Annotated in this window: 23 protein-coding genes; 12 read left to right on the top strand and 11 right to left on the bottom strand. The window is 70.5% G+C overall.

What is annotated here, in order from left to right; genetic code table 11:
* Window positions 1-105 precede the first annotated feature (105 nt).
* Entirely contained in the window at window positions 106-480 is a 375-nt protein-coding gene (locus ABWK59_RS36015) for a hypothetical protein (RefSeq protein ID WP_354645284.1), read from the top strand.
* 728 nt (window positions 481-1,208) lie between these two features.
* Here the strand turns inward: ABWK59_RS36015 and ABWK59_RS36020 are convergent.
* Complete coding sequence (locus ABWK59_RS36020) at window positions 1,209-1,646, bottom strand: toxin glutamine deamidase domain-containing protein (RefSeq protein WP_354645285.1); 438 nt, start codon at window positions 1,644-1,646, stop codon at window positions 1,209-1,211.
* 166 nt (window positions 1,647-1,812) lie between these two features.
* Between ABWK59_RS36020 and ABWK59_RS36025 the strand changes: the two genes are divergently transcribed.
* Together ABWK59_RS36025 and ABWK59_RS36030 are read left to right on the top strand one after the other, a co-directional pair.
* Entirely contained in the window at window positions 1,813-2,139 is a 327-nt protein-coding gene (locus ABWK59_RS36025; RefSeq protein WP_354645286.1) for a GYD domain-containing protein, read from the top strand.
* A gap of 776 nt (window positions 2,140-2,915) precedes the next feature.
* Window positions 2,916-3,347 (top strand): helix-turn-helix domain-containing protein, encoded by a 432-nt coding sequence (locus ABWK59_RS36030; RefSeq protein ID WP_354645287.1) that lies wholly within the window; start codon window positions 2,916-2,918, stop codon window positions 3,345-3,347.
* Window positions 3,348-3,429: 82 nt separating this feature from the next.
* On the opposite strand, the gene ABWK59_RS36035 is transcribed toward ABWK59_RS36030, so the two are convergent.
* The 3 genes from ABWK59_RS36035 to ABWK59_RS36045 form a co-directional block, all read right to left on the bottom strand.
* Window positions 3,430-4,032, bottom strand: coding sequence for a ClpP family protease (locus ABWK59_RS36035; RefSeq protein WP_354645288.1), 603 nt, complete (start codon window positions 4,030-4,032; stop codon window positions 3,430-3,432).
* 1 nt (window position 4,033) lies between these two features.
* Entirely contained in the window at window positions 4,034-4,672 is a 639-nt protein-coding gene (locus ABWK59_RS36040; protein WP_354645289.1) for an ATP-dependent Clp protease proteolytic subunit, read from the bottom strand.
* 536 nt (window positions 4,673-5,208) lie between these two features.
* Window positions 5,209-5,841 carry an NADPH-dependent FMN reductase gene (locus ABWK59_RS36045; RefSeq protein WP_354645378.1) on the bottom strand — a complete coding sequence of 211 codons (633 nt, stop codon included), beginning with the start codon at window positions 5,839-5,841 and terminating at the stop codon, window positions 5,209-5,211.
* Window positions 5,842-6,316: 475 nt separating this feature from the next.
* Here ABWK59_RS36045 and ABWK59_RS36050 point away from each other — a divergent pair, with 475 nt between their 5' ends.
* Window positions 6,317-7,012 carry a TetR/AcrR family transcriptional regulator C-terminal domain-containing protein gene (locus tag ABWK59_RS36050; RefSeq protein WP_354645290.1) on the top strand — a complete coding sequence of 232 codons (696 nt, stop codon included), beginning with the start codon at window positions 6,317-6,319 and terminating at the stop codon, window positions 7,010-7,012.
* A 159-nt stretch (window positions 7,013-7,171) separates the two neighbouring features.
* Window positions 7,172-7,327, top strand: a complete 156-nt coding sequence (locus ABWK59_RS36055; protein ID WP_354645291.1) for a hypothetical protein — start codon at window positions 7,172-7,174, stop codon at window positions 7,325-7,327.
* Between the two features lie 1,047 nt (window positions 7,328-8,374).
* Here the strand turns inward: ABWK59_RS36055 and ABWK59_RS36065 are convergent.
* The 5 genes from ABWK59_RS36065 to ABWK59_RS36085 form a co-directional block, all read right to left on the bottom strand.
* Window positions 8,375-8,974 (bottom strand): alkaline shock response membrane anchor protein AmaP, encoded by a 600-nt coding sequence (locus ABWK59_RS36065; protein ID WP_354645292.1) that lies wholly within the window; start codon window positions 8,972-8,974, stop codon window positions 8,375-8,377.
* 49 nt (window positions 8,975-9,023) lie between these two features.
* Window positions 9,024-9,671 carry a DUF6286 domain-containing protein gene (locus tag ABWK59_RS36070; RefSeq protein WP_354645293.1) on the bottom strand — a complete coding sequence of 216 codons (648 nt, stop codon included), beginning with the start codon at window positions 9,669-9,671 and terminating at the stop codon, window positions 9,024-9,026.
* 91 nt (window positions 9,672-9,762) lie between these two features.
* Window positions 9,763-10,122, bottom strand: coding sequence for a hypothetical protein (locus tag ABWK59_RS36075; RefSeq protein WP_354645294.1), 360 nt, complete (start codon window positions 10,120-10,122; stop codon window positions 9,763-9,765).
* Window positions 10,119-10,304: a hypothetical protein gene (locus ABWK59_RS36080; protein ID WP_354645295.1), complete on the bottom strand. Its 186-nt coding sequence runs from the start codon at window positions 10,302-10,304 to the stop codon at window positions 10,119-10,121. Before ABWK59_RS36080 ends, ABWK59_RS36075 begins: the two co-directional genes overlap by 4 nt.
* Window positions 10,305-10,395: 91 nt before the next feature.
* Complete coding sequence (locus ABWK59_RS36085) at window positions 10,396-10,866, bottom strand: Asp23/Gls24 family envelope stress response protein (protein ID WP_354645296.1); 471 nt, start codon at window positions 10,864-10,866, stop codon at window positions 10,396-10,398.
* A gap of 156 nt (window positions 10,867-11,022) precedes the next feature.
* Here ABWK59_RS36085 and ABWK59_RS36090 point away from each other — a divergent pair, with 156 nt between their 5' ends.
* The 3 genes from ABWK59_RS36090 to ABWK59_RS36100 all read left to right on the top strand — a co-directional run bounded on the left by ABWK59_RS36090 (window position 11,023) and on the right by ABWK59_RS36100 (window position 12,620).
* Window positions 11,023-11,706, top strand: a complete 684-nt coding sequence (locus ABWK59_RS36090) for an RNA polymerase sigma factor (protein WP_354645297.1) — start codon at window positions 11,023-11,025, stop codon at window positions 11,704-11,706.
* Between the two features lie 371 nt (window positions 11,707-12,077).
* Window positions 12,078-12,269: a hypothetical protein gene (locus ABWK59_RS36095; RefSeq protein WP_354645298.1), complete on the top strand. Its 192-nt coding sequence runs from the start codon at window positions 12,078-12,080 to the stop codon at window positions 12,267-12,269.
* Between the two features lie 195 nt (window positions 12,270-12,464).
* Window positions 12,465-12,620: a DUF6131 family protein gene (locus ABWK59_RS36100; protein ID WP_354645299.1), complete on the top strand. Its 156-nt coding sequence runs from the start codon at window positions 12,465-12,467 to the stop codon at window positions 12,618-12,620.
* Here ABWK59_RS36100 and ABWK59_RS36105 read toward each other — a convergent pair.
* Window positions 12,614-13,282, bottom strand: a complete 669-nt coding sequence (locus tag ABWK59_RS36105; protein ID WP_354645300.1) for an SRPBCC family protein — start codon at window positions 13,280-13,282, stop codon at window positions 12,614-12,616. The genes ABWK59_RS36100 and ABWK59_RS36105 overlap by 7 nt on opposite strands.
* A gap of 3 nt (window positions 13,283-13,285) precedes the next feature.
* Window positions 13,286-14,107 (bottom strand): histone protein, encoded by an 822-nt coding sequence (locus tag ABWK59_RS36110; protein ID WP_354645301.1) that lies wholly within the window; start codon window positions 14,105-14,107, stop codon window positions 13,286-13,288.
* Between the two features lie 715 nt (window positions 14,108-14,822).
* Between ABWK59_RS36110 and ABWK59_RS36115 the strand changes: the two genes are divergently transcribed.
* The 4 genes from ABWK59_RS36115 (at window position 14,823) to ABWK59_RS36130 (ending at window position 17,986) form a co-directional block, all read left to right on the top strand.
* Window positions 14,823-15,005 (top strand): hypothetical protein, encoded by a 183-nt coding sequence (locus tag ABWK59_RS36115; RefSeq protein WP_354645302.1) that lies wholly within the window; start codon window positions 14,823-14,825, stop codon window positions 15,003-15,005.
* Window positions 15,002-15,781, top strand: coding sequence for a PAQR family membrane homeostasis protein TrhA (gene trhA / locus ABWK59_RS36120; RefSeq protein ID WP_420492970.1), 780 nt, complete (start codon window positions 15,002-15,004; stop codon window positions 15,779-15,781). The genes ABWK59_RS36115 and trhA overlap by 4 nt, the downstream gene beginning before the upstream one ends.
* A 768-nt stretch (window positions 15,782-16,549) precedes the next feature.
* A complete protein-coding gene (locus tag ABWK59_RS36125) occupies window positions 16,550-16,807 on the top strand; it encodes a hypothetical protein (RefSeq protein WP_354645303.1) in 258 nt (85 codons plus the stop codon).
* A 297-nt stretch (window positions 16,808-17,104) separates the two neighbouring features.
* Window positions 17,105-17,986 carry a LysR family transcriptional regulator gene (locus ABWK59_RS36130; RefSeq protein ID WP_354645305.1) on the top strand — a complete coding sequence of 294 codons (882 nt, stop codon included), beginning with the start codon at window positions 17,105-17,107 and terminating at the stop codon, window positions 17,984-17,986.
* Window positions 17,987-18,066: the final 80 nt, after the last annotated feature.

Consider the following 18,066-nt stretch of genomic DNA (forward strand, 5'->3'; position numbering starts at 1 on the left):
CACGCCACTTCGAAGCGATCCGTAGCCTCGCGAACACAGCCGACCGAACGCCACGACGACAGCGGGCGGCACCAACCCACCGACGCACAGCAGGAGGCAGGAACCGTGAACCGAGTCGACCAGGCGCTCAAGGACGCGATGGCCATCGACGGCGCACTCGGGGTCGCGCTCGTCGACCTCGAAAGCGGCATGGCCCTGGGCACCCGAACGACGGTCACCACCCTCGACCCGATCCTCGCCGCCGCCGGGCACACCGACATCGTCCGCGCCACCCAGCAGGCCGTCACCGTCACCGGCCTCGGAACCGAGACGATCGAGGACATCCTCATCAGCCTCACCGCCCAGTACCACCTCATTCGGCCGCTCCGCCGAAGCAACGGCAGCCGACTGTTCCTCTCCCTCCTCCTCGACCGCACCCGCGCCAACCTCGCCATGGCCCGACACCACCTGCACCGCATCGAGACAGGCCTCGACGTGTAGTCGAGCCCGCCATCGCGGACTGCGCCGAACCACCGACCACACGGAGGATCCACTGATTGAAAGTCACTCATCCAGCGCATTCGGGAGCAGGATGGACAGACGACTGATCCAGACAGCAGTCCTCGGGAGCCCGGACTCGGACGAGCCCGTCGTGTGCCCGGAAGGGGTGGAGGAGTTGGAGGCCTTCCGCCACGAGCATGAGGCCGACACCATCTGGTGCGGCATCAACCTGCCGGGCGGCTGCGGGCGCCCGCTGATCACCAAGCGGTACGACGACCGGGTCTGCCACTTCTCCCACACCGGGGGCGGGGGCGGCGGGCACCAGGGTGACGCCGCGCAGACCCGTGGCAGGGACAGCGCGGACCACCTGTTCGTGGCAACCGACCTGAGGTCCTGGCTCCCGGCCCAGGGCGTCTCGGCCGACTTCGCCTACCCGCAGCCCGCAGGTTCCGCGGTCCTGGCCCATCTGGCCGACGGGCGCACAATCCTGGTCCACCTCGACAAACAGCGGCCGGTGCCGTGGGACGACGAGTCGATCTGGGAGATCCTGCTCGGCCCCGGCGTCCCCGCCGGCCCTGATGCACTCAGTCGTCGCGGCGGCCAGATCGTCCGGGTCCGCCTGGACAAGCAGCCCGGCAGCGCCCCCGCGCTCGTCGTCGGTATGCAGGTACCCGGCGACGGCACCCGCTGGTTCGCCCCGGCCGAGCTCCACCTGGCCGACAGTCGCCTCACCTGGATCCACCAGCCTGCCGCGCCGGCCGCACAGGCGTCGGCCGCCGCCGGGCCCGCACCGGCGCAGCGTCAGTGTCACGGTCGAGCGGTCTCCTGCCGCGGCCCCGGCAGGCCGGCGGAGCGGCGATCCGGTGCGGCAGGCGGTGCTGCGCCTCACTGGCGACGTTGGTGGTTTCCAGTTTGGCGAGGCTTCCTGACTGGCCGTCCAGGTAGATCACGCGTCCATCCTTGTTGATCACATTGAACACGTGTCCAACGCCCTTTTCGTGCACGACCAGGATGATTCCGCGTGCTCCCGGCCCCCTGGCGGCCACATCCTGACTGATGGTGTCCCAGCCGCCCACCGGCTCGAACGACGCGTCGGGGGTCTTGAGGGCCTTCTGGTACATCGCTTCGAGGTCCCGGATCAAACGGGCACCGGAGGTCGGCGTCATCCCGTCCCCATGTCAGATGCGGCCCGGTGGACTCGGGCTGAGAGGTCGCTCACCCGTTGGCTGTGGCCGTGCCGTCGTCCCCCGGCCGTTCGAGGGATACGCGGGCCGCATCCGACGCGTTCCCCGCCCCGCCGGGGCATCCCTGGTGGAACGAAAGGAAGACATGATGCCGCTCTATCTGTCGAGGTTCAGCTATACACCGGAGACTTGGGCGAGGCTGATCGTCCACCCCGAGGACCGTGCGAAGGCCGCAGAGGCGTACATCGAGTCCGTCGGCGGGAAGCTCCACGGCTTCTGGTACGCCTTCGGCGCCCACGACGGCTACAACCTGTGGGAGGCCCCCGACAACGTGTCCATGGCCGCGGTTGCGTTGGCGATCAGTGGAGGCGGCGCGCTTGGCTCGTTCGAGACGACAGTCCTCCTGACCGTCGATGAAACCATGGACGCCCTGCGCAAAGCCGAACGAGTCCGGTACCGGCCGCCGGGCGCGTAGTGGTTCAGCGGCCGGCCGCCAGCACCTATAACCCCGCGCACGGAGCGGCGCAGCATGGGGTCGCTCCCCGGCTGCTGTTCGTCCTCACGGGCACCGGGCGGGCCTGTTGCGAAGACCGTGCGAACCGGCTGGGGCTCGTCGCCCGCCGCCGGTACGTTGCCGAGATGCCTCGGACCGTTCCGGCCAGCGTCCTGGAGGACGAAGGCCTGGGCGGCGAGGTCTGTTGGCCTATCGCCGATCTCGACGCGGGGGCCGGCCGCTGGTGGGGAAATGGCCGGTACACGGCCCTGACCGGTAGCGGCGTCGTCCGTTGCCTTTGATGACCCGCCCCGGTGCCGGGGGGTCGTCAAGGTGTTGCCGAGGCGGCCGGGATGACCATCGAGGTACGAACGGCTCCGAGGCGGCATCAGGGCTTCCCGGCCGGCAGCCCGCGCCGCTACTTCTGGAAGAGGGCCGCACGGGCAGGGCGGGGCCGGGTTACGCGGGCACCGCCTGACCATCGGCGCGTTCTGTTGGAGGGCGGCCCCTCCCGCACGGGAGTTTGGCCGCGAGGTCGGGCGGCATGCGGTCGTCCCGGACGCCGCGGGTAGGGCTTGTGCGTCAGACCGCAGGCGGCCGTGCTGCCGGGGACGGGCCCCGCTGGGGCGGAATGGACGGTAGCGCGGTCCGCGTACTCGGGCGACCGGCTCGCGGCACCTCCGGTCCGCCTGCACGGCTTCACCCAGGGCAGAACGCCGCTCCCTTCCCTCCGCGCCCCGGATCCCTAGGCTGAAAGGGTGAGCACTCATGCGCCGAACGAAGCCCGCGTCATCCCGCTGCGCCCGCAGACCTCGCCGCCCGGCTCCGGTGGGGCGACCCGTGCCCCCCAGCGACCGGCGGGAGCCCCACAGACACCCGTGCCGAGGGAGCCCCTGTGGCGTGACCTCGTCGGCAGTGCCCTGCGGCGCGAGCGGCTCGCTCAGGAACGCACCCTGAAAGACGTCGCGGAAGCGGCCCGGATCTCGATGCCGTACCTGTCGGAGCTGGAACGCGGACGCAAGGAGGCCTCCTCCGAGGTACTCGCGGCCGCCGCCCAGGCCCTCGGGCTCGGCCTCGCCGACCTGCTCTCGCTCACCCAGGACGAGCTGGCCCGGTACGCCCGGAGCCGGGTGAGCCGGGGCCGCACGTCGCCCACGGCGCGGTACGACGGCCTCTGCCTCGCCGCCTGACCTCGCCGCCGGCCGGTACGACGGGGCGCACCACCGCCGTACCGGCTGGCTCGCCGGCCTTCGGCCCGCGGCCGGACGGGGGTCAGACGAACGCGAGCCGTCGGCTCAGCACCTCGTCGGCGAGCCCGTAGGCGACGGCCTCCTCGGCGGTGAACACCTTGTCCCGGTCCATGTCCGCGCGCAGCGTCGGAACGTCGTGATGCGTGTGCCGGGACAGGACCTCCTCCACCTGCGAGCGGATGCGGACCATCTCCTTGGCCGCGAGGCTGAGGTCGGAGACCGTCCCCTGCCGGCCGCCGCTGGCCGGCTGGCCGAGCAGCACCCGCGCGTGCTGGAGCACGAACCGTCGCCCGGGGTCTCCGCCGGCCAGCAGCACCGCCGCCGTCGACGCCGCCTGACCGACGCAGAACGTGGAGATCGGCGCCTGCACGAACGTCATCGTGTCGTAGATCGCCATAAGCGAAGTGAACGATCCACCAGGCGAGTTGAGATAGATCGAGATCTCGCGCTCCGGGTTCTCCGACTCCAGATGCAGTAGTTGCGCGATGACCACATTGGCGACCCCGTCGTCGATCTCGGTGCCGAGGAAGATGATCCGCTCGTTCAGCAGTCGGCTGAAGACGTCGTAGGACCGCTCGCCCTGCGCGGTCCGCTCGATGACGTAGGGAACCGTGTACGACCCCATGTCACAACCCCATCCGTCGGCGCGACGCGGCCGGGCGGATGTCGGCGAGGGACTCCACCACCCGGTCCACGATCCCGTACTCCCTGGCCTGCTCGGCCGTGAACCAGCGGTCCCGGTCGCCGTCCCGTGCGATCGTCTCCTCGTTCTGGCCGGTGTGCTCGGCGGTGATCCGCTCGATGGCCTTCTTGGTGAACTGGAGGTTCTCCGCCTGGATCTCGATGTCCGCGGCCGAGCCACCGATGCCCGCCGAGGGCTGGTGCATCATGATCCGCGCGTTCGGTAGCGCGAACCGCTTACCGGACGCCCCCACGGTGACCAGGAACTGGCCCATGCTGGCGGCGAACCCCATCGCCAGCGTCGAGACGTCGTTCGGGATGAGCCGCATGGTGTCGTAGATGGCCAGACCCGCGGTGACCGACCCGCCGGGGCTGTTGATGTACAGGCTGATGTCGGTGCGCGGGTCCTCCGCCGACAGCAGCAGCAACTGCGCGCACACCCGGTTGGCCGACACGTCGTCAACCTGTGTGCCGAGGAGGACGATCCGCTGGCCGAGCAGCTGCGCCGCGAGATGATCGTCAAGGCGGCTCGGCAGTGTGTCGCCCGCCTCCGCGCGGGGCGCGAGCGTGGTGAATGGAGTCATTGGGTCTCCTTGTCGAGGCAGGGATGCCGTCACCTCCACCCTTGACCCCGGGAGCTCCCCGGATGCGGTTTCTCTGCCCGCCGCAGATTCGCCACGGGCAGATGATGACGGCTCAGCCTCCCGCCCTCTGCCAGAAGAACGCCTCTCCGCCCCCCCACCGGCAGGCCCGGCACCTCCAGGGCCCCGCCAAGATTTGACATCCTCCCCGCCCTAAGGACGGGGATTCCTCCCGCGTCTGCGGCACGGACGTCCGTGGTTCGCAGGTCGCCGAGGCGGGTTCCCCGTTCATCGGGCCGTGCCTGGTGCGGGATCGCCACACCGGGACTGACCGGCCCCTCCGAAGATCACTCCGCCGCTCCGCGGCTCGGATCCACGGACCCATTCCTCCCCGGCCTGAAAGCCGGGGCATCCTGGGAGATAACAGGTGACCTATCGATCGATCGCTAAAGAAGGTGCGGCCTCCCCTGCCGATCCACAGACATCCGAGCATTGCTCCCGCATCGAAATCGGTCATCAGGAAGCGTGCGTTGGCCCGGCTATTCCTCGGCGCGTTGGGTGACCGGAGCGCTGGTCTGGTCACCGAGGAACTCGTACCAGCAGCGTTGCAGGGCCGGGTAGTGCGTGTCGGCCGCGACGAGGCTGAGGAACGCCTTGACGGTGGAGTCGAGCCGTTCCTGGAGTCCGGCGTCGATGAGGTCGCCGCTGTCGGCGAACGCCTGGTGGGCCGTGGCCAGACTGAACATGTCCGGGTAGACACGGGTCCCGAGGTGCTCCAGCGGCACGCGCAGTGCCCACAGTCCCCGGTTTCCTCCCACCATGGAGGGAGATGCCGAGACCAGCAGCGCGTGCTTGTCCTTGAACGGCTGCGGGCGGAAGCGCGACAGCCAGTCGATCGCGTTCTTCACCACCCCCGGGACCGAGGCGTTGTACTCCGGCGAGGCGATGACGAACGCGTGCGCCGCTCGAAGGCGATCGCGCAGCGCGACGGAGTTGTCGGGCTGGCCCTGGGCGGCCTCGATGTCCCCGTCGTATGACGGCATGTCGAAGTCCCGCAGATTCGCGAACTCGGCAGTGGCCCCGTTGTCGCTCATCAGTCTGGCAGTCAGCACGGCCAGCTGGCTGTTGAGCGATCCCTTCCGGAAGGACCCGGAGAGCACCAGAACGCGCAGCGGCTCACTGCGGCCGATGTCCGGAGCCGGGAGGGCGACATCCCGTAGGACGCCCGCGGTACGGGCGGAGGCTGGGAGGACCGGCTTCGCGTTCACACGCGTCACCCTGCCATGCGGCCGTCCGCCTCACCGCCGGTGCTGGTCCGATCGCGGCGGACGCGCCTGGGCGTCGACCGCGACGTCAACCGCTGCCGTCTTGCCCATGAGCGCCTTCAGCTAGGTCGTCGGTTTCGACGAGTCAGATGACCGACTTCTTCGGGGGCGTAAGCCCGGTCCTTCGGGGCCGGGTCAGCCCCGTGCGATCCCGGCGCGGAGGGTTGGCTGCGGGACAAGGCGCTAGAAGGATCATGGTGCTACTCCAGGAAATCTACGTCGTATGCCTACAGCCGACTCCTGAAGTACACTGGAAACTACACCGTAGGTCTACGAACTTTGGGTGGGTCGTCGGTGACCAGCAGTGACAGAAGGTGCCGAAATGACCACTTCACCGGCCGCCCCGGCAGTCGAAGAACGCGATTCGCCGGCAGGCGGAAAGCTCAGCCGGGAACGGGTGCTGGCCTGCGCACTGGAGATCATCGACAGCGAGGGTGTCGAGAGAATGTCGATGCGGCGCCTGGCCCGCGCGCTCGGCCACGACCCGATGAGCCTCTACCGCTACGCACCGAACAAGGCCGCCCTGCTCGACGGCGTCGCCGAGACCGTCCTCTCCGAGCTCACGGTCGACCCCAGCGACCCCGACTGGAAAGCTCAACTACGTTCTGTGGCAAGGCAGTTCCGCCGGATCGCACTCGCCCATCCCCACGTCGTGCCGCTCCTGGTCACCCGCCCCCTCGCCACCCCGCTGGCCCTGCGCCCCCTCGGCACGCTGCGCCCCCTCGAAGCCACCCTCGCCCTGCTCACCCGGGCCGGCTTCAGCACCGCCGACGCCCTCCACGTCTACCGGGCCCTGTTCGGACTCCTCCACGGCCACGTCCTCAACGAACTCCAGGAACTCGTCGACAACCCCGACGAGACCGACGACCTGCTGCGCCTGGGCCTGCACCGGCTGCCGATCGGCGAATTCCCCCTCCTGCGCGGCCTCGCCACCACCCTGGCCACCTACGACGGCGCCGCCGAACTCGAACGCGGCCTCGACATCCTCCTCACCGGCCTGACCACCGCACCCCCCTAGCGCCCTCGCATCGGACACGGGAGCAAGCAGCGTCGACCGAGGACCGAAAGGAGAAAGCACAATCCCCGCCCGAGACCCGGGAAAAGGGAACGCAGCACATTCTCCGTCACAGAACCCGACGGAGGATCACACCGGGGGGAGCAGAAAACGGAGCACACCATGATCATCCTCGGAGTCATCCTCCTCCTCATCGGACTCGTCGCCGGACTCCCCTTCCTGTGGACCATCGGCGCCGTCCTGGCCCTCATCGGCGTCGCTCTGCTGGTCATGGGCGCAGCCGGCCACGAGGTCGCCGGCCGCCGCCACTACTGGTAGACACGGACGCATGCCTGCGCCCCGTCGGCGCCGCACCAGAACCGTTCCCACCCCACCGGGGTGGGAACGGCGCGTTCCCACCCCCGCAGCTGCTGGACCACGCGATGACGAAGGCCGCGATCGTCGCGCTCGCCCAGGGCCTGGCCCAGCAGCTCGCAGCTGCGGGGACCCGGGTCGACGCGGTCGCGGCCGGACCGCTGTGGACGCCGCTGATCCCGGCCACCATGGACGAGGAGCAGGTCGGGTACGTCGGGGAGCAGTCGCCTGGACCGCTCCGGCCCAGCCCGCCGAACGGGCCCCGGCCACGTGTTCCTCGCCCTGCCGGAGGCCTCGTACCTCACCAAGGGATCCTCGACGCCACCAGAGGCACCCCCCTGCCCTGCCCTGCCCGGTCCTCCGGCCCGGCGGTCAAAGCGACTAGGAGTCGTCGGGCAGCGCGCTCTCCTCGTCGTCTCCGTCCTCGGCCTTGGCCCGGACGTCCTTGGGAGTCGGTGCCGTGATGTTCCGCTGTTCCGCGGACCGCTGACGATCTCTTCGTCGGCCTGGGGTGTGTCGTTTGTACCGAGGAGATCGCGATGGTCAAGATCCTCTGCAAGCCGCTCGGCCTGCTGTCCGGGCCCTGGGCGGCCTCGTCGCGGCCCTCGCAGGCCCCGGCTGCTGCGGCCCCGGGCGGGGGCTGTCAGCCCAGGCGGCTACGTTCTCCGCCGACGGAGACGGGCCACGACGGACCGGCGCATGTGGTGTGGGCCCGCCGCGCACACCGGCTGCCTTCGGCGCTGAGTGGAGGCCGTACAACAGCACCACGGGCGACCGGCGCACGAGTGAGACGCGACAAAAGCCCAGCTCCGAAGGCACGCGCACGGCGCCGGCGCACCGGCACGGGCCGAACGGAAGGGCAGGCGTTGACATGACCACCAATCACTCCCCACGACCTCGGTCCGGCGGGCGGGGGATCACGGCGATGGGCCGACGAACCCCGACCCCGATTCCGGCTCCCGCCGCGTCCCCATCGAGGCCGAGTACCTCCCGGGGTACGGGGACGACCGCTCACTCGGCGCGGTGGGGCCGGTGGGAGGCGACGCGCAGCGTGGCCCGGGCGGGGAGTTGCTCCCATCCGGTGCTCCGGCAGGCGCGGTGCAGGGTGCCTTCCAGGGCGGGGAGGACGTCCCGTGGGTGGGCGTCCGGATCGAGGGTGAGATCGAAGGTCGCGTGTGGGTGGTCAGGGTGACCGGTCAGGTTCACGCGCGCTTTGTGGACGCCGGGGAGTCGGGCGGTGTCGGCGGCCAGGGCGTCGGCGAGGGCGCTGTCGTGCAGTTCGACGCCGTCGCAGGGCGGGTTGCCGACCGGCAGGCGTCCGGGGTGCTGGTGGCGGAGCTGTGCCACGAGCCACCACAGCGCGAGGGCGATGAGGATGGTCAGGGCGGCGATGACGGTCGGCCACCACCAGGCCTCGTCCGTCCAGCGGGTGCGGTCCGCGGCCGGCACGAGGGTGTCGTGCGGGCCGGTGAGGGGCCAGTCGGCGGGCGGATCGAGACTCCAGCGCCGGTAGAGGTCCAGCGCGCCGACAAGCACGAGCAGGCCGCCGCCGAGCATGACCAGGCCCGCGACGGCCAGCAAGGTCCGGTTGAGGACGGAGTGAGAGTTCATCAGATGGTCTCCCGTGGCGATGGGGCCGGCGGTCTGTGCGGCTGCACGGTCACGGGCCGCGCCGGCGGGCCCGGACCGTGAGCCGGGGTACCCGGGCCAGGGCGAGGGCGTCGAGCTGTGCTGTCAGTGCTTCGGTCACCTCGGTCCGCACCGTGTCCAGGTCGCGGAAGGCGACCTGCGCGCGGGCGTTGATCCGGCGCCGGCGCACCCTGATGTCGGCATGGGAGACGCCCGGCACGCGCAGGGCGGCATCGCGCAGCAGTCGTGCGGCGCCGTCTCGGTCGAGGGCGGCCTGTGGTGCGTCCGGGTTGTCGGGGGCCGCCATGGGCAGGAGGTGCCGGCGGCCGGGGGTGAGCGCCAGGATGATCAGCCACAGGCCGAGGGCGGCTGCCAGCGCCGCGCCGGTGATGACCCACGGGTCGTCGATGGGTCGGGTGGCGAGTTCGTCGGCGAGGGTTTTGCGCCAGGCGGCGGCGGTGTGGCCGGTACGCACGCGGACCACGTCGAACAGCAGGAACGCGCAGGCCGCCAGGACGAGGATGGCTGTTGCCGTGGCGGGAACCCTCCGCTCGGACCACCAGCGCGGGGCTGCACGGCTGCGGTCTGTGTCGGCTGTGGGTTTGCGGGGCGGTGCGTTGCCGGGCGGGTTGCCTGACGCGGGTTCGGGGTCGGAGACGGCCGGGTGCTGGTGTGTCATGCCGGCTCTCCTTGAAATCTGGGCGGTGGGCGGGCGGATGTCCCGGCGGTGGTCCGCGGGGAGGGCTCGGTGGCGGGGTGTGCGCTGCGGGTCAGTAGACGCGGCCGTCGCGGCCGCCGCTGCCCTCGGGGAGGAGGTGGCGGATCGCGAGGGCGACCTCGGTGACCTCGAGTCCGGTCAGGTGGCCCACCCGCTGGGTCACCTGGCGTTGCAGTTCGCGGGCGGCTGTGGCGAGGTCGATCGGGTAGGGCAGCTCGACGGCCAGCCTGATGCGGGTGGACCTGCCGTGGACGTGGGCCGACGCGTCGGGGGTCGGCGGTGCGGGCCGAGCGGGGCGGTGCGGCTGCGCGGCGAGAGCCTCCCGGCCGGCCCGGGCGGCGATCCCGGCCACTACGCGGTCCGGGATGACGGTGGCGCCGCGCTCGCGCGCCGCGACGGGTTGCGGGGTCATCGGCGCCGGTCCTCGAATCGGGGCCGTCGCCAGTCCCTGACGTCCTCGCCCTCCAGGAGGCGCCCGACGACGACGCCGACCACGCCGAGGACCAGGACCAGGAGGAAGGCCCAGAAGCCGCCGAAGTACCCGGCGAATCCCAGGGCCATTCCCGCGAGCAGACCGAGTGCGGGTGTGCTCATCTCACATGCTCCTTCCTTCGGTGTCGCCCGGGCCTCCCCGATCACGCCGCAGCGTTCCGGCAGCGACGGTACGGGGCCGGGCGGCTGCGGGTCAGGCGACGCGGCTCTCGGTGTCGTCGTCCTCGTCGGGGAGGTGGACGTCGTCGACGGCGATGTTCACCTCCACGACCTCCAGGCCGGTCAGGCGTTCCACCGCCGAGATGACATTGACGCGCACGTCGCCCGCCAGGTCGGTGATGGGGACGCCGTACTCCACGACCACGACGAGGTCGACGGCGGCCTGGCGCTCGCCCACCTCGACCTTCACCCCGCCCCTGACGCTCGCCCGTCCCCCGCCCGGAACGCGTTCACGTACCGCGCCCATGGTGCGGGACATCCCGGCTCCCAGAGCGTGGATACCGGGAACGTCCCGCGCGGCCGTGCCCACGATCTTCTCCACGACGCCGTCCGCGATGGTCGTCTTCCCCCGCTCCTCGGGCACCCGGTCGGCGCCGGTGGGACCTTGCAGGCCGTCCTCCGGGCGTCCGTCGCCCTGCGGGAAACTGCTGGACGTGTCCGTCATGGCAGGCCTCCTTGACCTCGCCCCGGTGCGGACCCGGACGGGCCCGCTGAACTGTTGGACGCCACCCGCACGAAATCCTCACACTCTCGGCATAACTGGCCGGATTGCGGACAGACGAGAGGAGGGGGCACACAGCACCGGCGACCGGACGCCACGATGAGCACAGCACAAACCCACACCACCGCCGGCTTCCGCGAGCGGCCTGCGCCGCCCCGGCCCTCCGCCCGACGCGACCGCCCGGCCGCGCCCCGGCGCTTCCCGCCCCCGTCCGGCACAACCCACCCGGAGCGCACCGGCCCGGTCAGCGACCAGCTCCTCGCGGTCCGTGCGGCGGAAGGCGACGACGACGCCTTCGCCGTCCTGATAGGCCGCCACAGCGCCGCCCTCCTCGCCCTCGCCTGGCACCTGACCGGCAACCGGCAGGACGCCGAGGACGTCGTCCAGGAGTCCCTCCTCAGCGCGTGGCGGCGACTGCCGGACTTCCGGGGCGACGCCGCATTCCGCACGTGGCTCTACCGCATCGTCAGCAACCGCTGCCTCAGCCTCCTGCGCAGCCGTCCCGTGCCCCCCGTCCCCCTCGACGTCTGGCCCGAACTCGCAGCCTTCCCCGCGCTCGGAGCCCCGGAGCAGGTGGCCGAGGCGCACGCCGCAGCACGCGCACTCGCCCGCGCACTGGCCGGCATCGACCCCGGCCAGCGGGCCTGCTGGATCCTGCGCGAACTGCACGACATGCACTACGGCGAGATCGCACGAACCCTCGGCGTCAGCGAACAGACGGTGCGCGGCAGGCTGTTCCGCGCACGCCGATCCCTGGCGGAGGCGATGGACCCATGGCGCTAGAACACCGCCCGCCCCGCGCAGCCGACCCGACACCGACCGGTCCCGGCACCGGCACCGGCCGGAGCCCGGGCAGTCCCGACGACCCAGACGGCGTCCAGAGGCAGCGTCTCCTGCGTCAGGCCACCGAGGCCCTGCGCGCCCTGGGACCCGCCGGCCAGGACACGGCCCTGACAGAGCAGGTCATGCGAGCGGTACGGGCCGAACACCGAAGGGGACGACAGCTTTCCTGTGGCGACCCCGCCCACAGCCGTCGCATCGACGAGAACACCGCCGCCAAAACACTGCGTCGCGCCGCCGACAACGCCGGCACCGCCCGGGCAGGCAGCTGCCGCCTCACACCCGCCCCCGACGGCAGAACCATCCACGCCACCATGACCCTCACCGCCGACCCGTCCCACCCACTGCTCCCCCAGGCCGACCAGGTCCGCCAAGCCGTCCTGCACAACGCCCAACACACCCTGGGACTCGCCGTCACAACCGTCGACATCACCATCGACGACCTCCACACCCCGAAAACACCCCCCAGCCCCGACCGCGATGCCCTGTGCCACGACAGGACATAACGAGCCCGGGCCCTGGACCGCTCCTCGAATCGGCCTCGTCACCGCTCTGGCCACCTACAACGGCGCCGCCGAGACCGGAACGGCACCGCACACAACTCCTCAAAGACACCAGCGGAACACAGGAAAGGCGACGCAACACCTCCACACCGACGGAGCACCCACATCGGCAGGGGGGAACGCACAACGGAGGTCATCGTGATCATCCTGGGAGTCATCCTCCTCGTCATCGGATTCCTCACCAGCATCGCCATCCTGTGGACCATCGGCATCGTCCTGGTCGTCATCGGCCTGATCCTCTGGATCCTGGGTGCCGTCGGCCACCAGGTCGGCAGCCGCCGCCACTACTACTGAGACACGCCCAAGGCGAAGCCCGCGGGGTAGTACTCGACGACGAGGACGATGCGGGTCAGCGTGGGAGTGATCTCGTGGAAGCTCACAGCGCCGCGGGTACTGCCCTTCGCGCCCTGCGACGTCCACACGATGCGCTCGTCCGGCACCTGCTCCTGCACGGTGGCCTTGAAACTGCGCTTGGACGGTCCGACCTTGACCTTCCAGTCGGTGGTGACCTCGTCGCCCTGGGAGACGCTCAGCACCCCCTTGGCGAAGCCGCTGAAGTCCTCGTACTTCGTCCAGTGGTCGTACGCGGTGCGCACGGGCACGCCGACGTCGAGGGTCTCGATCATGTTCATCGGCTTCTTGCCGGACTTCCGCCCGGGCTTGCCGCCCCCGCCGAACATCCCCTTGACCTTGTCGACGACGTTGTCCTTGATGCTCTTCGCCTTCTCTCCGAGGAAGGCCTTGAGCGGCGATTCTCCCTGCAGGACACGGGCGCCGACCTTCGGCAGCACACCCCCGTTCTCCGCGACCTCCCCGAGCTGGCCCGCGAGGTCTGAGACCTTGTCGCCCGCCTTCTCGACCAGGTGCTCCATCTGGGCCCCGAGATAGTGCACGGCCTCCTCACGCAACGTGTCGAAACCCGACTTCTCGGGCGACTCACGGTCCGTCGTGGCCATCGCCTACCTCCTCCGGCTCGAGCGCGTGGCGGACGTGCCGGATGCTGTCTTCTTCGCCGCTGTCTTCTTCGCCGCTGTCTTCTTGCCCGGGGCGGCCGCCTTCGGGTCCGCGGTCTTCTTGCCCGGGGCCTTGGCCGAGCCCGTGCGGCTCGTCGAGCGCTTGGCGGGAGGGGTCTTCGCCGGCGCCTTCTTGGCGGCCGTGGTCGACTTCCTGGCCGGCGCCTTCTTCGCAGGCTTGCGTTCGGGCTCGGGCTGGGCCCCGGGGGCCGACCGCGCGGTACGCCCGGCACGGTCACCGCTCGTGGCGGCGCCACGCCGCGCAGCCCGCTTCCGCGGCGGCTCCTCCTGGTCCTCGTCCTCCGGCTCCTCGGTCTCCTCTGACGGCTCGTCCTCAGGTACCTCCTCGTCCTCGTCCTCCGGCTCCTCCTCTACCTCGTCCTCCGGCCCCTCGTCTTCCGGCTCCTCCTGGTCGTCGCCCTCCGGCTCGTCGGGCTCCTCGTCTGCGGGCTTCGGCTTGCCGATGTTGAGAGTGCGCTCGTGCAGGGAGTCCGCGAGCTCGCTGACGCGGCGGTTGGCTGCGGCGGCCAATGCTTTCTTGCCCGTCTCCAGGAACTCCCCCTTGACCTGTTTGCTGAGGTCCGCGACCTGGGGAACCTCACCCAGCTTCTTGAGCCCCTCAGTGGCGAGCTGCCGCGGATCGAGCCCGACCCGGCGTCCGGCGATGTACGTCGCCACGGCGAAGGCCAACCGCCCCTTCTTCATGCGTCCGAGTACATATCCGCCGGCGACCGCGACGCCCAGAGCGACCTTGGTGGTGGTGTTCATGAAGTCATCCCTTCGACCCGTGTTACCCGGTCGGGCACCATGCCAGGGGTCACGCACGGCGGTGCGAGGGGCCGTGCCCGCGACAGGAGCGTCGCCCCCGCACTGCCAAGCTCCCGGCGAGCGCCGGACAAACGCGATGCGGCCAGAGGCCCTGATCCCGCCGGCGCAGGGACGTCGTGATGTCCCGTCACACACCGGCACCCGGGTAGCCGCAGGTGCAGATCCGCAGGGAGCGGGCACTCTCGGCGCTCGGGAGCGCCGCAAGCCGTATCTCCAGTCTGGTCAGTCGGCCGAGTGAGCGCACGCGGGCACGCGATTCGGCACGGCGACGCCGTGTCGCGAGCCGCGTCACCACGGTGGGCCCTGCCCCGGCGCCACTGGTCGTCCCGTGCATCGGGTGCGCGGCTGCGCCGCCGATCCGCCCAGAGAAGGACGGGAAGTAGCAGACGACATTCCTGGCAACCGACACGCCTCCGATTCCGGACAGGCAAGCGGCAAGTGGCCACTGACAACACCGTGCTGCCCCTACGGCTGGCCACGGTTGCACCTCGACGACGGTTCTCGGCCACGGATCTGTTCTCCACCGGGTACGTCACCGCGGCCCGGCGCGCGAACGGGCCCGGTGCACCGCAAGCTCAACACCGTGGCCCGGACCTCGCCCCCAGGCCTGGTCGCCACTCCCCCGGCCACCCACACCCTCCCGAACCATTCGGGGATGCACACGGAGCCGCTGGCCGTCTGCGCGATCTGCTGCACGAGGCGGTCTGTGCTGGCGCCGATCGGCCTCGAAGCCGATTTCGGGGAGCGGACCGTGGGCGATGTCATCCAGCACGATGCGAATCGTCTCGGGGCGGCGTCGGCCGCATTCTTCCGCAGGCTTCATAAAATGAGCGCGTGATCGGCGAAGACGCCCAGCCACCGGCACACGGACGGGAGTCCGCGCCCTGCCCCGGCACCCTTCGTACTCCCGCGGTCGACTCGCCGGCCGGGACGGCTGCCAGACAGGAAGCCCGCGACCTGGAGGGCGGCGTGGAGCACGCGGCGGCAGTACTGAGGCCGAGAATGCGCGGCTGGCTGCATGCCGGCGTGTTCCCCCTCTCGCTGGCCGGTGGCATCGTCCTGATCGCCCTCTCACACCGTGCTCCCGCAGCGGCGGCCTGCTCGGTGTACGCGCTGTCGGCCTGCCTGCTGTTCGCCACCAGCGCCGTCTACCACCGGAGAACATGGGGTCCGCGCGGGGAGGCGGTCCTGCGGCGGCTGGACCACGCGAACATCTTCCTGATCATCGCCGGCACCTACACCCCGCTGGCGGTGCTGCTGCTGCCCGCGCGCCAGCAGGTGGTGCTGCTGACCGCGGTGTGGGCGGGCGCCCTGGCCGGCATCTCCTTCCGCACACTGTGGCTCGGGGCGCCCCGGTGGCTGTACATCCCCTGCTACATCGCCCTGGGCTGGCTAGCGGTCTTCTATCTGCCCGACTTCGCACGCACCGGCGGCACCGCGGTCGTCGTCCTCGTCATCGCCGGCGGCCTCCTCTACACCGCAGGCGCCGTCGTCTACGGACTCAGACGCCCCGACCCTTCACCGTCCTGGTTCGGCTTCCACGAGGTCTTCCACGCCCTCACCATCGCCGCCTTCACCGCGCACTACACCGCCATCCTCCTGGCAGCCACATGACCGGAGGCCCGGGCGCGTGCGGAAGCACAGCACCCGGGGCGGGCCCTGGCCGCAGCGCGCTCAGCAAAGACGCGAAGACCACGAGGCGGGCGATGAAGGACGCAATCCGCTCCGCGGAACTGGTCGCGGTGCCGGTGCCGTCCCGGACTGTCGCGGACCAACTCGATGCTCCCCAGATCTTCGCGAAGCTGCACGGTGCGCTGCCCGACGTCATGCGGGGCGCCAGTGGTCACCCCGAGCCGGCTACCGGGTACGCCGACCCGGACCAGCACGCGTCAGCGGCACGCCGTAGCGGGATCGGCTCCCGTCCGCCCTCGGTGTTCGTGTCGACGGCCCGAACACTGAGCCGCCGGCGTCAAGTGCAGCTGACCTAACGCCAGTTCAGGACCGGTGCAGGAAAGCAAACTCTCTGCGCCGGTCCGCACCAGTCGCACCCAGTCCCAGCACGTGAGGCCCCGATGGCCACCCCCGGAACCCATCCACCCGGGCCGCCGTCGGCCGCCCGCCAGGAGCTGGGATCGCCGTCGAAGGGATCGTCAAACGCTTCGGAGCCGTCCAAGCTCTGGGGACCCGGCCGCCGCCCACCAGTGCGGGTGAAGCGGAGGGACTGTCGGTTGTCCTTGCGGGACTTGAACCGGGGCAGCCCGACCGGTCGCCCCTGCCGCTTGCCGGACACCGGCCTGAAGGCCGGGGCATCCTGGGAGATAACAGGTGAGGGCCTGTCCATCCGTTTCTGGTAGCGGCCGCGTCCCGCGAAAGGAGAGCCCCGTGGGGCTGGAGAAGAGGCTCGCCCTCGTCGTGGCCACCATGACCGTCGTCGGACTGGTCGGCGGCATCGGATACTCCTCCACCGCGAGTGGCCAGGGCCACCGGAAGCGCGAACACGCCGCTTCCCAAAAGCTGTTGGTGGATCAGGCGACGGCTGACGACGACCACCAGGGCGCCGTGGCCGAGGTCCACAACGAGAGCGGGCAGTGGTTCGGACTCGCCGGGATCGCCAACATCCTCACCCGGTGCGTGCACTGACGAGGCGAGCGATACCGGACCGGGGTCGTCGAGCGCGGACGTTCCGTGTCGACGACCCCGGCAGATCGTCTTCGGCAGCGTCAGATCGTTGGCAGTGGCTGCCCGTTGGTCAGTCGGGCCGCGCGGGTCGACCTGCGGGCGCCCCTAACATCGGCTCTTTCCTCACCTCTCTCTGAACTGCGGGATCGCCACCGAGGACCACCCACCGAAGATCGTCTTCGCGTTGCAGCGGGGGCGCCGACGTGCCACCCTTGCTCGCGCTCGGGGTCGAGCGGCCGGTCAACGGGGTGGGGATCCATGGAACTGCGGGACATCGAGATATTTCTGACGCTGGCCGAGGAACTGCACTTCGGGCGGACCGCTCAGCGGCTGTACGTCTCGTCCGCACGGGTGAGTCAGGCCATCAAGCAGCAGGAGCGGAGCATCGGCGTCGAGCTGTTCCAGCGCGACAGCCGCAACGTACGGCTGACGCCCACAGGTGAACGGCTGCGGAAGGATCTGGTACCAATCTACCGGGGCCTGAAGGAGAGCGTGGAACGGGCCAGGCTGGCAGCCCAGGGCAAGACCGACGTGCTGCGCATCGGCATGATCCCCGGCAACGCCCACGACCTGCGCCACTACTGGGAGACCTTCCGCGCCCGCCACCCCCAATGGGGGCTCAAGCTGCGGCACGCCCCCTTCGCCGAGCCCTTCGCCGGACTGCGCCACGGAGACATCGACATCCTGGTCTCCTGGCTTCCCGTCCTGGAAGCCGACCTGGTCACCGGCCCGAAGCTGTTCGCCGAGACCAGAGTGCTGGCGGTGTCCCTCGACCACGAGCTGGCAGGACGCGCCTCGGCAAGCCTGGAGATGCTCGGCGACTTCCAGACCTCCGCGAGCCAGACTCTCCCCGAGTACTGGGCCGACAGCTACACGCCGCCACACACCCCCAAGGGCCGGGTGATCGAGAGGGGCGCACAGGTCGACACCATCGACGACATCTTCACCCTCGTCAGCGCCGGCGAGATCGTCAACACCTTCCCCGTCCACGTGAGCCGCTACTGGGCCCGCCCGGACATCGACTGGCTGCCGATCCGCGACATGGACGCACTGGACTATGGGCTGGTGTGGCACGGTGAATCGGAGAACGACCTGATCAGGGCGTTCGCGCAGGTTGTCCGCGACCTCGGCACGCTCTGAGTGGTGGAATCGCAGAACGCCGGGGCCGCCATGTCGACGACCAGCCGCGTGGGGCGATCGGCCACCGCGCGTGCGAGTGC

It is taken from the genome of Kitasatospora sp. HUAS MG31, from assembly GCF_040571325.1.
GTDB classification, from domain to species: Bacteria; Actinomycetota; Actinomycetes; order Streptomycetales; family Streptomycetaceae; genus Kitasatospora; species Kitasatospora camelliae.

Excerpts from the sequence above, each read along its gene's own strand:
- ABWK59_RS36020 (WP_354645285.1), bottom strand. The coding sequence starts at position 1,646 with ATGACGCCGACCTCCGGTGCCCGTTTGATCCGGGACCTCGAAGCGATG.
- ABWK59_RS36025 (WP_354645286.1), top strand. The coding sequence starts at position 1,813 with ATGCCGCTCTATCTGTCGAGGTTCAGCTATACACCGGAGACTTGGGCG.
- ABWK59_RS36035 (WP_354645288.1), bottom strand. The coding sequence starts at position 4,032 with ATGGGGTCGTACACGGTTCCCTACGTCATCGAGCGGACCGCGCAGGGC.
- ABWK59_RS36040 (WP_354645289.1), bottom strand. The coding sequence starts at position 4,672 with ATGACTCCATTCACCACGCTCGCGCCCCGCGCGGAGGCGGGCGACACA.
- ABWK59_RS36050 (WP_354645290.1), top strand. The coding sequence starts at position 6,317 with ATGACCACTTCACCGGCCGCCCCGGCAGTCGAAGAACGCGATTCGCCG.
- ABWK59_RS36055 (WP_354645291.1), top strand. The coding sequence starts at position 7,172 with ATGATCATCCTCGGAGTCATCCTCCTCCTCATCGGACTCGTCGCCGGA.
- ABWK59_RS36065 (WP_354645292.1), bottom strand. The coding sequence starts at position 8,974 with ATGAACTCTCACTCCGTCCTCAACCGGACCTTGCTGGCCGTCGCGGGC.
- ABWK59_RS36070 (WP_354645293.1), bottom strand. The coding sequence starts at position 9,671 with ATGACACACCAGCACCCGGCCGTCTCCGACCCCGAACCCGCGTCAGGC.
- ABWK59_RS36075 (WP_354645294.1), bottom strand. The coding sequence starts at position 10,122 with ATGACCCCGCAACCCGTCGCGGCGCGCGAGCGCGGCGCCACCGTCATC.
- ABWK59_RS36080 (WP_354645295.1), bottom strand. The coding sequence starts at position 10,304 with ATGAGCACACCCGCACTCGGTCTGCTCGCGGGAATGGCCCTGGGATTC.
- ABWK59_RS36085 (WP_354645296.1), bottom strand. The coding sequence starts at position 10,866 with ATGACGGACACGTCCAGCAGTTTCCCGCAGGGCGACGGACGCCCGGAG.
- ABWK59_RS36090 (WP_354645297.1), top strand. The coding sequence starts at position 11,023 with ATGAGCACAGCACAAACCCACACCACCGCCGGCTTCCGCGAGCGGCCT.
- ABWK59_RS36095 (WP_354645298.1), top strand. The coding sequence starts at position 12,078 with ATGACCCTCACCGCCGACCCGTCCCACCCACTGCTCCCCCAGGCCGAC.
- ABWK59_RS36105 (WP_354645300.1), bottom strand. The coding sequence starts at position 13,282 with ATGGCCACGACGGACCGTGAGTCGCCCGAGAAGTCGGGTTTCGACACG.
- ABWK59_RS36110 (WP_354645301.1), bottom strand. The coding sequence starts at position 14,107 with ATGAACACCACCACCAAGGTCGCTCTGGGCGTCGCGGTCGCCGGCGGA.
- ABWK59_RS36115 (WP_354645302.1), top strand. The coding sequence starts at position 14,823 with ATGCACACGGAGCCGCTGGCCGTCTGCGCGATCTGCTGCACGAGGCGG.
- ABWK59_RS36130 (WP_354645305.1), top strand. The coding sequence starts at position 17,105 with ATGGAACTGCGGGACATCGAGATATTTCTGACGCTGGCCGAGGAACTG.